12 protein-coding genes and 1 tRNA gene are annotated in these 14,549 nt (G+C 45.0%); 7 read left to right on the top strand and 6 right to left on the bottom strand.

Annotated features, from left to right (window positions below):
• Position 1 precedes the first annotated feature (1 nt).
• The 7 genes from hydA to B1A85_RS18925 all read left to right on the top strand — a co-directional run bounded on the left by hydA (position 2) and on the right by B1A85_RS18925 (position 8,485).
• Positions 2–1,417, top strand: coding sequence for a dihydropyrimidinase (gene hydA, locus B1A85_RS18955; RefSeq protein ID WP_104548297.1), 1,416 nt, complete (start codon positions 2–4; stop codon positions 1,415–1,417).
• A gap of 118 nt (positions 1,418–1,535) precedes the next feature.
• Positions 1,536–2,939, top strand: a complete 1,404-nt coding sequence (locus B1A85_RS18950) for an amidase (protein ID WP_104548296.1) — start codon at positions 1,536–1,538, stop codon at positions 2,937–2,939.
• A 323-nt stretch (positions 2,940–3,262) separates the two neighbouring features.
• Positions 3,263–4,807 (top strand): amidohydrolase family protein, encoded by a 1,545-nt coding sequence (locus B1A85_RS18945; protein WP_104548295.1) that lies wholly within the window; start codon positions 3,263–3,265, stop codon positions 4,805–4,807.
• A gap of 263 nt (positions 4,808–5,070) precedes the next feature.
• The gene (locus tag B1A85_RS18940; protein ID WP_104548294.1) at positions 5,071–6,123 is read left to right on the top strand and encodes an ABC transporter substrate-binding protein; all 1,053 of its coding nucleotides are present in this window, start codon (positions 5,071–5,073) and stop codon (positions 6,121–6,123) included.
• 131 nt (positions 6,124–6,254) lie between these two features.
• Positions 6,255–7,154, top strand: coding sequence for an ABC transporter permease (locus B1A85_RS18935; protein WP_104548293.1), 900 nt, complete (start codon positions 6,255–6,257; stop codon positions 7,152–7,154).
• Positions 7,155–7,169: 15 nt separating this feature from the next.
• Positions 7,170–7,973 (top strand): ABC transporter ATP-binding protein, encoded by an 804-nt coding sequence (locus B1A85_RS18930; protein ID WP_104548292.1) that lies wholly within the window; start codon positions 7,170–7,172, stop codon positions 7,971–7,973.
• Between the two features lie 38 nt (positions 7,974–8,011).
• A complete protein-coding gene (locus tag B1A85_RS18925; protein ID WP_104548367.1) occupies positions 8,012–8,485 on the top strand; it encodes a TIGR03943 family protein in 474 nt (157 codons plus the stop codon).
• Between the two features lie 172 nt (positions 8,486–8,657).
• Here the strand turns inward: B1A85_RS18925 and B1A85_RS18920 are convergent, their stop codons facing one another.
• The 6 genes from B1A85_RS18920 to hisF all read right to left on the bottom strand — a co-directional run bounded on the left by B1A85_RS18920 (position 8,658) and on the right by hisF (position 14,499).
• Positions 8,658–10,181, bottom strand: a complete 1,524-nt coding sequence (locus B1A85_RS18920; protein WP_104548291.1) for an NAD(P)/FAD-dependent oxidoreductase — start codon at positions 10,179–10,181, stop codon at positions 8,658–8,660.
• A gap of 95 nt (positions 10,182–10,276) precedes the next feature.
• Complete coding sequence (locus B1A85_RS18915) at positions 10,277–10,681, bottom strand: hypothetical protein (protein WP_104548290.1); 405 nt, start codon at positions 10,679–10,681, stop codon at positions 10,277–10,279.
• 21 nt (positions 10,682–10,702) lie between these two features.
• Positions 10,703–13,117, bottom strand: coding sequence for a M28 family peptidase (locus B1A85_RS18910; protein WP_104548289.1), 2,415 nt, complete (start codon positions 13,115–13,117; stop codon positions 10,703–10,705).
• A gap of 210 nt (positions 13,118–13,327) precedes the next feature.
• Positions 13,328–13,400: transfer RNA gene (locus B1A85_RS18905), tRNA-Ala, on the bottom strand.
• A 54-nt stretch (positions 13,401–13,454) separates the two neighbouring features.
• A complete protein-coding gene (locus B1A85_RS18900; RefSeq protein ID WP_104548288.1) occupies positions 13,455–13,646 on the bottom strand; it encodes a hypothetical protein in 192 nt (63 codons plus the stop codon).
• Between the two features lie 79 nt (positions 13,647–13,725).
• On the bottom strand, positions 13,726–14,499 hold the full coding sequence (hisF, locus tag B1A85_RS18895) for an imidazole glycerol phosphate synthase subunit HisF (RefSeq protein WP_104548287.1): 774 nt from the start codon (positions 14,497–14,499) through the stop codon (positions 13,726–13,728).
• Between the last annotated feature and the right edge of the window lie 50 nt (positions 14,500–14,549).

The following is a 14,549-nucleotide window of genomic DNA, read 5'->3' as shown; positions in this document are numbered from 1 at the left end:
TATGACAGAATTTGATTTAGTCATTCGTAATGGCAAAGTAGCAACAGCAGCGGATGTGATGAATTGCGATATTGGCATTCGTCAAGGACAAATTGTCGCACTTGCAGCGGAACTTCCCAAGGGAACGCAAGAAATTGATGCTACCGATAAACTCGTTTTACCTGGTGGTGTTGACGCGCACTGTCATATGGATCAACCGATGAATGACGGATCGGTGATGGCGGATGATTTTTACACTGGTACTCTCTCAGCCTTGTGTGGTGGTACGACGACGGTGATTCCCTTTGCGTGTCAAATGAAAGGAAATTCTCTTTTAAAAGCAGTAGAGGATTATCATCAACGTGCCACTGACAAAGCAGTCATTGATTACGCGTTTCACTTGATTGTCACCGATCCTACACCACAAGTTTTAGATGAAGAACTTCCTGAACTTATTGGGAAGGGTTATACGTCATTCAAAGTCTACATGACTTATGACGATCTGAAATTGAGCGATCGCGCTTTACTTGATGTCTTAGCTGTAGCGCGTCAAGAAGGTGCGTTTGTGATGGTTCACGCCGAAAACAGCGATTGCATCGCTTGGATGGTACAGCGATTAGCACAACTCGGTAAAACCTCTCCACGCTATCATGCTACAGCCCGTCCGCAGGTTGTCGAACGCGAAGCAACACATCGGGCGATCGCCTTAGCCGAACTTGTAGACGTACCCATTTTAATTGTTCATGTTTCTGGTGCAGAAGCTGTCGAGCAAATTCAATGGGCGCAAAATCGCGGATTACGCATCTATGCAGAAACTTGCCCGCAATACTTATTTTTAACCGAAGCTGATTTAGATCGACCTGGCTTTGAGGGCGCGAAGTGCATTTGTAGCCCCCCACCACGCGACAAAGCAAATCAGCAGGTGATTTGGAATGGATTGTGCAATGGTGTCTTTCAAGTCATTTCCTCAGATCACGCACCATTTCGTTATGCCGATCCGCAAGGTAAACAAATTTGCGGTACGCACGGTTCGTTTCAATACGTTCCTAATGGTATTCCTGGCATTGAAACTCGATTACCGTTACTATTTTCGGAAGGTGTAAATCAAGGACGGATTGATTTAAATACTTTTGTTGCCCTCACTGCAACGAATCCCGCCAAACTCTACGGGTTGTATCCGCAAAAAGGCACGATCGCAATTGGTTCGGATGCCGATCTTGTTATTTGGGATACGCAGCGACAAGTCACAATCGCAAATGAGATGCTGCACCACAACGTAGACTATACCCCTTACGAAGGTATGTCACTGCAAGGTTATCCTGAAGTGACAATATCGCGGGGTGAGATTGTATATCAGCAAGGGGAAGTCATGGTGCAAAAAGGGCGTGGTAAGTTTTTACCGTGTGGTTTATCCAGTTTCGCCCGTCCTAAAGTTTAGCAGAGAGGCAGAGGGGCAGAGGGGCAGAGGACGCAGAGGGGCAGAGGGCGCAGAGGACGCAGAGGGGCAGAGGGGCAGAGGACGCAGAGGAGAATAATAATTACGAAGTACGAATTATATGATTCATCGGTTAACGGCGACAGAACTTGTGCAAGCAATTCAAAGTAAGCAGATTCGAGTTGTTGAGGCAGTTGCTGCGTGTTTTGAACAAATTGAACAACACAACGATCGCCTTAAAGCAATGATTACAACTTGCCGCGATCGCGCCCAAACAGAAGCAAAGCAAGCTGATGCTGCGATTGAACAAGGGCAAACTCTTGGAATTTTGCATGGTGTTCCTTTTACAGCAAAAGACTTGACACCAACTGCGGGAGTGCGCACAACGTTTGGTTCAGTCATTTATCAAGATTATGTTCCCCAACACGATGAACTGTGCGTTGCGCGATCGCGTTCTTGTGGCGGTATCTTACTTGGTAAAACAAATACGCCTGAATTTGGTTTAGGCGCGCATTGTACGAATTCACTGTATGGACCAACGGCTAACCCTTACAACCCCAATTACACATCGGGCGGATCGAGTGGCGGTGCAGCTGTCGCTGTCGCAACGGGGATGTGTTACTTAGCCCAAGGCACTGATATGGGTGGATCGGTACGAACTCCGGCAAGCTTTTGTAATATTGTGGGATTGCGTCCTTCGGCTGGGCGGATTCCGCGTCGTCGCAAGATGTTGCTGTGGGATTATCTAGATACCGATGGAATATTGGCGCGTACGGTAGAAGATGCTGCATTGATGCTAGCGGCGATCGCCGGTGAAGATTGGGGCGATCCAATATCGGTAGGTAGTCAGTGGCATATACCAGACTTTTCACCGCAGATATGCGATCGCTTATCGAAAAGCGTGCGAGTTGGCTTCAGTGCTAATTTAGGAATTGCTACGATTGATGCTGAAGTTGAGGCAGTTTTTCAACGGGCGATCGCCCAAGTTGCAAGTTTATGTCCTCAGGTAGATGCTACACATCCTGATTGTTCGATGGCACAATTTGCCTTTGAAACACTACGCGCCGCAACGTTGTTACACAAACAAAAGCATCATTACGCAAAGTATGCCAGTTTACTTTCAGAAAGTGTGCGTTGGAATATTGAACGCGGTCAGGGAATTTTAGCAGCGGATCTTTTACAAGCAGAAGCCGAACGCGATCGCCTGTATCTTAACTTCTTAAACTTCTTTGAAAAATACGATATTCTTGCAACTGTCAGTGCTAGTATTCCACCATTTCTACACGCGCAACCAGAGATTTTAGAAATCAATCGCACTCCACTGCGTAATATTATTGACTACTTGACAATTACCTACACAATCTCATTAACTGGTTTACCTGCGATGTCAATTCCCTGCGGTTGGACGACATCAGGTTTACCAATTGGAATGCAATTAATCGGCAAACCAAGAGGAGAAGCTGAGTTACTTCAATTTGCCTATTTACTCCAAGAGCGATTGAACTTTCGCCATCGTTGGCTTTAGCAAAAATGCCTATCTAACGAAAAAATACTGTTGCAAATTAATAACTTGTTTTATCTGATACAGTTTTTTGATGAAAAGACTTTTAGGCTAAAAAATAGCTTAGCTTGGCGTGGCTAAAGCTTATAGGTAAGGCGTCTGAGAACGCTAGCGCAACACCCCTGATTGAAGCCAGCCGTCGAGCTACTATGAGGAATTCTATAAAATAAGCAATTAATATTGACAACAAAAGAAGAAATCAAAAAGATTTGAGTTCATTCAATTTCTTCTTAGCAAGACTAGCCAAATCTTGAGCGTACTTCAACAATTGAATTGACAAAAGTCTTATGGACTCATCATTAATTCGTGGCAAATATGTAATTTGCAAAGCACTGAGTAGAACTGATGTTGAAATTATTGAAGACGGCGCTATTTTTCAACAGAATGGCAAAATTATTGAAGTTGGAAAATACACAGATCTCATCGAGAAATATCAACCCAATCAAATCATTGGTTCATCCGAAGATATTGTTTTACCTGGATTAATTAACTGTCATCATCACGTAGGACTGACACCATTTCAACTCGGTTCGCCTGATTACCCTTTAGAGTTGTGGTTTGCAAGTCGCCTGGCAGCGCGAAATGTCGATCTTTACCTCGATACCCTCTACTCTGCATTTGAGATGATCGAGTCAGGAGTCACTACGGTACAGCACATTCATGGTTGGCGTCCAGGTCCTGCATCAACGTGGTTGGGAATTGCGGATCAAGTGTTGCAAGCATATCAAGATATTGGGATGCGATCGTCTTACTGCTTTGCAGTCCGCGATCAAAATCACTTTGTTTACGAAGCCAATGAGGAATTTGTCAAAAAGCTACCTGCGCATATTGCCCCAGAAATGGCTGCAATTCTCAAAGTGCAAGAAGTACCACTACAAGATTACCTCGACTTTTTCGAGCATCTCTGGCAAAAATGGAACCGCAGCGCAGATGGACGCATTCGCATTCAACTTGCACCAGCTAACTTGCATTGGTGTTCAGACGAAGCTTTAGAAAAACTGCAAACTTATTCTTTGAAGTATGACGTCGGGATGCATATGCATTTACTGGAAACACCATACCAGAAAGTTTATGCTCAAAAACGTACTGGTAAAAGTGCCGTTCGTCATCTTCACGATTTAGGCATTCTCGGATCGCATCTTACGCTAGGACACGGTGTTTGGCTTAGCGAAGACGACATCGATTTGGTAGCAGAATCAGGCACAATGATTTGCCATAACGCGAGTTCTAACCTGCGGTTGCAAAGTGGAATTGCGCCTCTAAATCATTACGTCAAACGCGGTGTCACCGTAGGTATGGGGTTAGATGAAGCCGGAATCAACGACGATCGCGATATGTTGCAAGAGATGCGCCTCGTCTTAAAGTTGCATCGCGTTCCTGGAATGGATGAATTCGTACCAACATCACCACAAGTCTTTCAAATGGCAACCGAACACGGGGCAAAAACAACCGGATTTGCACATGAAATCGGCACGATAGAAGCAGGTAAAGCAGCAGATATCGTCATCATGAACTGGCAACATATTGCCTATCCCTATCTAGATAAGGCAATTCCCATATTAGATGCCGTACTCCACCGCAGCCGTACTTCAGGAGTAGAGACAGTCATAGTTGCAGGAGAAGTGATTTACAAAGAAGGCAAATTCACCAAAGTCGACAAAGCCGAAGCACTAGAAGAATTAGCAAACTCACTCAAAGTCCCTCTAACTCCCGCAGAAGAACGTCGTTGCGTACTAGCGCAAGCAATTTTTCCTTATGTCAAACAATTCTACGATGGTTGGCTAGACCACAGCCATTGCCATCCATTCTACTGTCAAAACGCCCGACATTAGAGTACTCAACTTTTTTCAAGGTTAATACGTATGGGTAGCAAGGGAGCAGAGGAAGCAGGGGAGCAGGGGAGAATCAATGATGATAAATGAATCTGTTGACTCGCTCAAAACTCATCGCTATTCACTAGTCACTAACTACTCGCTCCTATTCCCTTATTGTGACCTCACACAAGAACTCTCCAAAACACTTCTTCCTTTGTGTCCTATGTGTCTTTGTGGTTCGTTTAAATCATCAAACATTCAGTTAATACAGCAAAAACATTATGCTAGGAGTCATTAGCCATCTACCATTGAATATTCGCCCCAACCGCCGCCGCTTCTTAGGAATGGGAATAGCAGCAGCGATCGCCCCCATCTTACTCAATGCGTGCAGTAACAATCAAACTAACACAGGTAATCGCACCATTAGATTTTCGCACGGTAGCGGACTTTGCAACTTACCCTTGTTCTACGCTTCCGAAAAACAACTCTTCGAGAAATACGGTTTTAGTGGCACAACCGCCTTAACACCTTTTAATGCAGACATTGCCGCACAGCTAGCCACAGGACAAGTCGAAATGGCAGTCATTCCCTTTACAAATGCGATCGCGGCTTACACGCAAGGTGCATCTTTTCAAGTTGTTGCTGGAAGTGGTATTGAAGGCTTAATTGTCGTCGCTAAACCAGAATTCAAAAGTTTCCAAGACCTCAAAGGTAGAAAAATCGGTACATTTCAAGCCGATACTTTAGACATCATTGTATACGATTATCTGCAACGCGAAAACATGAGCTACAGCGATGTAGAAATGGTTTACTTTGGCGATTCAACCGAAGTTCTCAATGCTTATTTAGCCGGACAAGTTGATGCTATTAGTAGCATTGAACCTTATGCAACTAAAGCTAGAACATCAACCAACGGTAATGTACTCGGAGACGGAACCGATATCTACGGTGCTGGATATCCTGATTGCGTAGTAGCTGCACGAAATGAACTGATTCAAAACGAACCAGAAGTTGTTAAGAACGTCATTCGCACTTTTTTTGAAGCGCAATATTTAATCGAAAACAACTTTGAAGAAGCAGCACAAACAACAATTGATAAATACTATAAAACAGATATGGCAAGCTTACTGCAAGCCGCACAAGCGCAACCCCCTGGCGTCGATATTCGTGGCAAACGCGATTTTATGTATTCGCGTGCAGAAAGTATGATGGCGTTGAACTATATTAATCAAAAACCGGATGAAAACTTTGTGAATTTTTCTTTGTTAGAGCAAGTTATTCAAGAAAGTCCAGAATTATGGCAGCGCGTGAGAGTGAAAACAGAAGCAGCTTAGGGGGAGCAGAGGACGCAGAGGGGCAGAGGACGCAGAGGGAGCAGAGGGGCAGAGGACGCAGAGGGGCAGAGGGGCAGAGGAGAATAATAATTACGAATTAGGCGTTGTTTCATATGAATTGATAATAAATTATGTTGAAATCAAAACAAACTCAAGCAGATACTGATAGTCAATTTACAATAAAAAATAACTCAAATAAACCGCGTTCTAAACTGCGACATAATTTAAAAGAATTCGCTATTAATGCTGGATGGTGGATTCTTTCTATCGGGTTATTTATTGGAATTTGGGAACTGTTAACACTAATGGGGCTAGTTAATACGCTGATCTTGCCACCACCGCATCAGTTTTTAGCAGAAATTGGCAATCAACAACAGTTTTTGACACCAAGAATTGGAGTAGAACGCACAGGCGCTAATTTTGTTGCCTTAACTGCGATCGCCGCCACCCTCAAGCGCGTACTTATCGGAATTTCGCTAGGCTTTGTTGCTGCACTTGTTTTTGGTTGTCTAGCGTCTTACTTCCAGATCTTTGGTAAGCTAACGCTCCCAATTATTACCCTTCTTGCCCCAATTGCGCCGGTTGCATGGATACCCTTAGCAATTCTGGCGTTTGGCATTGGTGATAGTGCGGCAATTTTTGTTGTTTTCGTGGGGATTTTCTTTATTCTCACACTCGGTACGATTAACAGCATTAATAAAGTCGAGCAAATATACATCAACACGGCGCGGGTACTCGGTGCAAATCGCAGCCAAGTGATGCGTCACATTATCATTCCGGCGATTATTCCTGATTTATTTGTGATTCTGCGGATGAACTTATTTGGTGCGTGGATGGCGGTACTAGCCGCAGAAATGGTAGGCGTCAATACCGGATTAGGTGCGATCGTCATGGTAGGGCGACAGATGTTTAATGCGCGACTCATGTTTTTGGGAATGGCAATGATCGGGATTGTCGGATACCTGCTAGATACCGGATTTGCGCAAATTCAAAAGCGCGTGCTGTGGTGGAAGAGTAATGCTCAAATATAGATGAGGAAAACACCAATGGGTGAAATTGTCTGTCAGCACGTTAGTAAAGCGTGGGGAATGGAAACAGATGAAGTACTCGCACTTGATGACATTAGCTTTTCTGTCGATTCAGGCGAATTTGTCGTCATTATTGGACCAAGTGGCTGTGGCAAAAGTACGCTACTATCAATGATTGCTGGCTTAGAAAAGCCTACGAGTGGCACGATTCTGCATAATGGCGAACCCATCAAAGCACCACAAAGCGATCGCTCGTTAATTTTTCAGCAACCTTCACTATTACCCTGGTTGTCGTTAATTGATAACGTTGCTTTTGGACTTACTTTAAAAGGAATTAACAAAAAAGAACGCTATCGACGCGCGCAACACTTTTTAAGCGAAGTGGGTTTACGTCACTTTGCGAATAAATACCCGCATCAACTTTCGGGTGGAATGCAACAACGTGCTTGCATCGCGCGGGCTTTATGTTTAGAAGCTGATATTATTCTCATGGATGAGCCTTTTGCCGCTTTAGACGTGCAAACTCGATACAATATGCAAAAGTTTTTGCTCGATATTTGGCAAGGCACAAACAAAACTGTCATATTTGTAACGCACCACATTGATGAAGCCGTTTTTTTAGCAGACCGCGCGATCGTTCTCACAGCGCGTCCAGGCAGGGTGCTAGAAAGTGTCAAAATCAATATGCCACGTCCGCGAGATGTCATTAGTGCAGAATTTGAACGTCATCGCGCGATGTTTGTCGAACACTTACGTTCAGAAGTTACTAAAGCATTCGCCGAACAAGAATTAGCTGAAATGCTCGATACTCGAATTAAGTAGTGGGTAGTTATTTAATTACAGAAACTATAAAATTGCAGATGCAAAAATCACTTCAGTTACTACAAGACGTTGCTAAACGAGTAACAGGACTTACACTTACAGAAAAACCAGCGATTGATATTTGGCAATACGCTGAACCTGCGCATGAAGAACCAAATCCACAAAAACGCAATATCTTGCAATGGCGGAGGTTAATTACCTCAGTCAAAGATCCCTTAGAAACATTTCCTGGCGAACCCGTCGATCTCATAGGATTCGTACAGCAAACAACATCACTAGAGCAATTTATTCTCGCACGCCACGTCATTCGCTGCTGTTTAGCCGATACAGTACCCCTTGGATTACCTGTATATACACCCCATGCAGCAACCTTCACTCCCAACTCCTGGCTGCGGGTACAAGGTAACTTCGCAGTTCAAAACATCCAAGCCAAACCAACTTTAGTCATTATTCCCAAACAAATTAAATCAATTTCTCAACCCAAAAAAAAATACATCAACGGCGTATTTTAAATATTGATTTTAGAAATACGCACAGCGATCGCACAAAATTACAGTTGCACTTAGTACGCCATAGAAATTACTTTTTGGTTTGCAAGATCGCACCTTGATAGTAAACTTTTGCCTATGTATAGCTACAATAATTTGTGCTGTACCTTACTTGGTCAGGATTACCAATCTTTAGTCAAGGCATTGTAACAACAAATTGCTTTTTATCTTCAGCACAAATTTGTTGAATGATGTTCCGCCCTGACATTGCTACAATCGGTACGCTGCCACCTGGTTCAACCCATTGACCAATCATGTAGAAGTTGCGTAACCTTGGTAATGTTTTGGGAATCCCTCGAATCATCAACGGTAGTGTTTTTTTTGTTAATAGCCATCCGCAGTTTGAACCCTGCCAGTTGCCCGTATACCTTTCGTAGGTCAAGGGTGTTGCAACATCGACAAACTCAATATCGCCTTTGATACCAGGGTAAAAATGCTCTAGCTGGTCAATCAAAATGCCAGACTCTTGAATCTGCTCTGTATGGTAAACCGATCTTCCATAAATTCGCTGCCAATAGTCGTAGGGCGTAGACAGCATCACGGTCAGTACCGACTTACCAACTGGAGCCAAGGTAGGATCGTAGCAGTAGTGCTTGACGTTGATCTCATGTCGTTCTTCACCTGCAATAAGTAGAGGGCGATCGAGCAGGTAGGTTGTCCAGTGGGGTGTATGAGATAAATTACGCTTGACACCTAGCGACACTTGAATTTGAGAATGGGTGGGGAGATGCCCATCATATAAACGCTTGATGCGATCGCCTGCATAATCGGGCAGTAGATTGAACAACACCCCTCGACCATCACAAGCAGCAATCACCCGTTGAGCGTAACATTCCTCATTGTTGTAGAGCCGTACACCAATTGCCTGTTGTTTGCTAAGGTCAGATTTAACGAGAACTCGTTCAACTTGAGATGAAAAGTGAATTTTGCCGCCCAGATTTAAGTATCGTTGGGCGATCGCACGCGCAAAGGCAAGGGAACCACCGACTGGCACACCTGCATTACGGTTATGAGAGTAAGCCAGCAACGACATCCCTACCATGAGTGGAATATCCTTCCAAGCAAACATTTGAGGAATTGCTCGTCGAAGAAAGGGATCTTGGAACTGCGCGCCAAACTCTTGGGCAGAAATATTTCCCCACTTTGCTAGATGTCCTACAAAAGGCAACAGCTTGAACCCCAACCGCAGCCAATCTCCTGCTCCCATTAACACCTTTGGTTTTTGGTAGAGCAACGACATATCGAAACGAGTAAATCCCCGAATGCCATCGCACAGATCCTCAATTAGCCAGCAATCAATTGGAGAAAGTCGTTTAAGGTGTTGTTCGAGGCGATCGGGGTTGCTATACACAATCAAGGTTTGCCCAGTAGGCTCCTTAACTCTGATGAACTCATCGTGATGGATAAACTCTCTATCTTGAATGGTTCCCAACTCTTCCCAGAGGTGATGGAAAGGTTGTCCTGTTCCAGAACCAAACAGATAATAGAGGCAACCATCGAAGATATATCCTTCGCGTTCCCAGGAGGTACATAGTCCGCCAGGTAAGTTATGTAACTCAAAGATTTGGGTGCGATAACCATTCATCTGAGCGTAGCATCCCGCCGCCAGTCCAGCAATGCCTGCACCGATAATAATGATGTCACTAGATGAGTCAGACATAGCTGCAATGATCGTGGTTGAGGTTGATTATGTAAACTTAGGGGAATCAACAGTTGCAGGACGACGAGTGTCATATCCATTTAGCTTCAAGCAGGTTAAATTCTACTAGGCAGAATCCTCCGCAGCTTTGTGGCAATTAAAGGAGCAAGTGCAACTAAGACTAAACCAAAAGGCATTAAACCACCTTGTATCAGGTTATAATCCGCTATAATTCGACTCCAGGAATAACCTAGAATAAAGCGTCCTAGACAAATTTCAAACCCAAGAGTCAACACGAGCCAGAGTAATCCAACTTGGATCAATTGAGAACGTGAGGCATGAAGCCAGGGGATAAACAAAGTGGCGATCGCCAGTATCAGAATTGAGGCGCTCATAAAAGCGACTTGATGCGCTCGAATGTCACCCAAAGCAGGCACCAACCAAAGCTCGCGAATCACCCCATTTAGGCTCTCAGCAGTAATAAATATCAGCCAAATGACAATCGCTTTGAAAAAAAGCATGGTTAACTCCGGTGAGATTTGTCAAATTTTGAAGGTTTTGGTGACAAGCGTCGGGTCAAGATCGGGAGGCGCAGGCATCATATCGAGGGGGCGAGGGGAAATCGTTTTTCCTGGAATGTCGGGTAGTCCGTAGGAAAGATCCTGAACAGTCAGTTGAATTGGTTGGGGCGATTGAATCGTCAATGTAATATCAATACCCTCTTGGGGTAAGTTGTAGTAGGAAAATGTTAGGCGATCGCGTTGCTGTGGAGGTAAAAAACTTAAATCCATTACCTCACCGTTGACAGTAGCGGATGTAATTTCAGCACGGGTCACGATCTGCATCCGAGCGTTGATAGCTTGACGAGGAGAGAACATCCGTAGGCGAAGATTGCGGATATTGCCGTTGACAGTATCACTCATTATCCTAACTTCGGGTGCAGCCAGCGCCACAGGCAACGCCGAACTCGTGAATGCTTGCGATCGCCTTCCTGGGAACGATTCATGTTCACTTCTATGCGCTGGCGTGGAAAAGAATTGGGCAGTCCAAGAATCTAACTTTGCATCTGCGCTGACCCAGGTAGCTTTACCTGTATCTGCATTTAGCTCATAGGCGATGCGATTGGGTCTGGGATGGTTAGCATCAAAACCTGACATAGCTGTAGCAACACCCAAAATTAGCAAACTGATGAGCGCCAATGTTCCAGGCAAATACCATCGGTTACTCTGGCGTGTTTGACGATTAGGATGGTGGTTGAAAGTATTAGTCAGGAAATCAATATGCGGAATGAGTAAGCCCATCAGCAACGCGATGAAGATTAATGCCAGTGCTAAAAAAGGCAGATTTGTAAATGTCTCGAATCGAACCATCCAGGCTAAATTAGGGTAAAGCATGGCTGGAATTAATAAAAAAATTCCTGGTACTGCGGCAAACACAAGCGCAACGACGTAAGTCCAGGAACCGAACAGAAATTCCCGCTTCAGCATCATCCAACCCAACAGCAAAAGGTTAAATAGCAATGGAATGGCGAGTAGGTAACTAGCTCCTGGCATTGCTGCACTACTGAAAAACATTAAAACAGTCCAGACGAGCAACGCACCAGCCATGCGATTCGTTAAGCTGACTTTCCTCTGCAACCAGAGGTGAAACACAACCATGAGAGTCATTGTGAAGAACACCAACCCCAGAAAGTAGGGCAGTGTCTTGTAATGCCCTACCATGAATACCTGTAAGTTGCTGTTGAAGGTTCTGATGCCCCACCAGACTAGGGCTGTCAGTAGGACAGAGGCGATCGCACTAAAACTGAAGGCAATTGCTCCTACTCCAATCCCCTGCAATGTCAATTGCCGTCGCCGTAATCCCACTCCAGCCACTCCCAGGTATAGCAGACCTACGGCAAGCGCAAGTGGTAGTACCCAGCTAGTAGGATAATAGAGCGTCAAATTTGGTAAAACGTTGAAATAAACGGCACCCTGAGACGATTGCAGCGCGTTCAGATTCTGATTGCCGAAGTAACGTGCCAAAGCAAGCGCATAGGAACCGTGATGTTGAATGCTGCGGCGATCGATCTCCTGCACTCGATCCAGACGGGTATGATAGCCAACGGTGTTACTGGCGATGACAAACCCCAAACCTGGAATGTCCCGATCCATATATTCTTCAAGATCGCAACCGCCTCGCTGTGCCGGAAACAACCGAACAAAATCTGATGCAAACGAAGAGGCAAGTGGATAGGGAGAGGCATGGACAAAGCCTGCAATCATCGGTAGATTATTACGATTGGCACTGTATAGAACACTGGCACCCCGATTTCCAGTCGCCTCAAAATTGAGCGCCAAACGCACGTCTTTTGCCCAGGGGTGCTGGGTAACAAAGGCACGCGCCCCCAAATCGCTGTTTTCTTCACCATCCGAAAAGACAAAAATTACGTCGTTTTGCAGCGGAGGACTCGCCCGCAGCGATCGCACAGTTTCTAGTAATGTGACAACACAAGAACCGCAGTCTGCTGCACCGTTTGCCGTAGAGCCAGAGTCGTAATGCCCGTTGAGCGCGATCGCCCCTGTACTCTTCGTACCAGGTAGACGCACTAGCACATTCTGTACTGTACCAACCTCAAAGCGAGTTGAACCCTGCCATCGCTGTACAACAGTCGTCGCTTGTACCTCTGGTTGGAGTCCCATTGCTTCAATTTGTTGAATGAGATACTCTCTCGCAGCAGCGTGACCTAGAGAACCCATTGCGCGAGGCTGACTGGCAATGATTTCCAGCGACTGCATGGCGCGATCTGCGGAAAATTCTGTAGTGGGTGCGGTTGCGGGATTAACTTTGGGGGGCACTAGTTGAGCCAATGCCAGCAGGACAAGCAGGACAAGAAACCCAATCAATGTCAAGGTTTTAACTTTTCTAGAATTGGGTCTGGCAATTTGGTTGACTTGGCGTTTAGAGGTAACTGTCATCAAACGTCATTTTCAAATGACAAAGCGATCGCTTTACCTCTTACCTTAGATAACAAAGTTGAGGAGAATATGAGGGTGAGAATGTCCTAACGCTATTGACTAGGGCTATAAAATGTTGCCCAAACAATCAGTCTCCCTAGCTAGTAAATAGCCGATTAAGCTCTTTTCTATTGAATTTTAGGAGTATTTATTTAGTTGCTATATCAAAAATGGAGCTAAGCGGATTCGAACCGCTGACCCCCTCAATGCCATTGAGGTGCTCTACCAACTGAGCTATAACCCCTTGAGCGTATCGTATTATCACTGAATAATGCTGATATTGTCAAGTTAGCACTTGTCATGAGGCACTCAACAGATACGTCATACAGTTACCCATGAGAAAATAGACTACCAGCATCGCTGCTGCGGCAAGCGCAACTAAAGTTCCTGCCAACATCAAAGAGAACTCTTTGTGGTAGAACGCTTCTTCCATCAAATGCAGTGACCAAGCCACTAACGCTACGTCGAATATGAGAATTGGTATCAGCATTTTTGAAAAAATTAATTCTTATTCATATATCTTAACAAGAAAATTTACAATGTGTCCGAATAGAAATCTGAGTAAATTGTTAAGCTGCTAAGCGGATAGGACAGCCGCGATCGCTTAAGTAATCCTTAATTTCCCGAACACTCAACTGACCGTAGTGTAACAACGATGCAAGTAACGCAGCTTCCGCTTTTCCTTGAGTCAGCGCTGCATGGATATGTTCGCAGTTACCCGCACCACCAGAGGCGATAACAGGAATTTCAACCGCTTCCGCGATCGCCCGCGTCAATTCCAAGTCATATCCCGCTTGCGTCCCATCCGCATCCATACTCGTTACAAGTAACTCACCCGCCCCCCGCTGGGCAACTTCTTTCGCCCAAGCAAGCGCATCGATGCCAGTATTTTCCCTGCCACCACGTACGTACACATCCCAGCCAGGGTTAGCTGCATCTTGCCTCCGTCGTGCATCTATAGCAATGACTATACACTGATTGCCAAAGCGATCGCTAGCGCGGTCAATCAAATCAGGTTGCCTGACAGCAGCCGAATTGATACTGACTTTATCGGCTCCGGCTCTTAACAAACTTTTAATTTGTTCTAAGGATTGAATCCCACCACCCACTGTCAAAGGCATAAACACTTGCTCCGCAGTACGATAAACCACATCGATAATAATGTCGCGGTCTTCATGCGTTGCGGTAATATCGAGAAACACGAGTTCATCCGCCCCCGCTTCGTTGTAAACTTTGGCAAGTTCAACCGGATCGCCCGCATCTTGTAGATTGACAAAATTAACTCCTTTAACGACTCTCCCTGCTTTGACATCCAAACAAGGAAGAATTCTTTTTGCTAGCATTGTCTGCTCCTGTGTTAGTAGTGTAACGATCAAAGCACAATTAATTTATA

Source organism: Chroococcidiopsis sp. TS-821, from assembly GCF_002939305.1.
Taxonomy (GTDB): domain Bacteria; phylum Cyanobacteriota; class Cyanobacteriia; order Cyanobacteriales; family Chroococcidiopsidaceae; genus Chroogloeocystis.
Note: the sequence above shows the minus strand (reverse complement) of the source record. Positions and strands in the feature narration are given on the sequence as shown.

Bases quoted from the DNA above. Each gene is read 5' to 3' on its own strand.
- B1A85_RS18950 (WP_104548296.1), top strand. From the start codon at position 1,536: ATGATTCATCGGTTAACGGCGACAGAACTTGTGCAAGCAATTCAAAGT.
- B1A85_RS18925 (WP_104548367.1), top strand. From the start codon at position 8,012: ATGCAAAAATCACTTCAGTTACTACAAGACGTTGCTAAACGAGTAACA.
- B1A85_RS18915 (WP_104548290.1), bottom strand. From the start codon at position 10,681: ATGCTTTTTTTCAAAGCGATTGTCATTTGGCTGATATTTATTACTGCT.
- B1A85_RS18940 (WP_104548294.1), top strand. From the start codon at position 5,071: ATGCTAGGAGTCATTAGCCATCTACCATTGAATATTCGCCCCAACCGC.
- B1A85_RS18900 (WP_104548288.1), bottom strand. From the start codon at position 13,646: ATGCTGATACCAATTCTCATATTCGACGTAGCGTTAGTGGCTTGGTCA.
- B1A85_RS18910 (WP_104548289.1), bottom strand. From the start codon at position 13,117: ATGACAGTTACCTCTAAACGCCAAGTCAACCAAATTGCCAGACCCAAT.
- B1A85_RS18920 (WP_104548291.1), bottom strand. From the start codon at position 10,181: ATGTCTGACTCATCTAGTGACATCATTATTATCGGTGCAGGCATTGCT.
- B1A85_RS18945 (WP_104548295.1), top strand. From the start codon at position 3,263: ATGGACTCATCATTAATTCGTGGCAAATATGTAATTTGCAAAGCACTG.
- hydA (WP_104548297.1), top strand. From the start codon at position 2: ATGACAGAATTTGATTTAGTCATTCGTAATGGCAAAGTAGCAACAGCA.
- hisF (WP_104548287.1), bottom strand. From the start codon at position 14,499: ATGCTAGCAAAAAGAATTCTTCCTTGTTTGGATGTCAAAGCAGGGAGA.
- B1A85_RS18935 (WP_104548293.1), top strand. From the start codon at position 6,255: ATGTTGAAATCAAAACAAACTCAAGCAGATACTGATAGTCAATTTACA.
- B1A85_RS18930 (WP_104548292.1), top strand. From the start codon at position 7,170: ATGGGTGAAATTGTCTGTCAGCACGTTAGTAAAGCGTGGGGAATGGAA.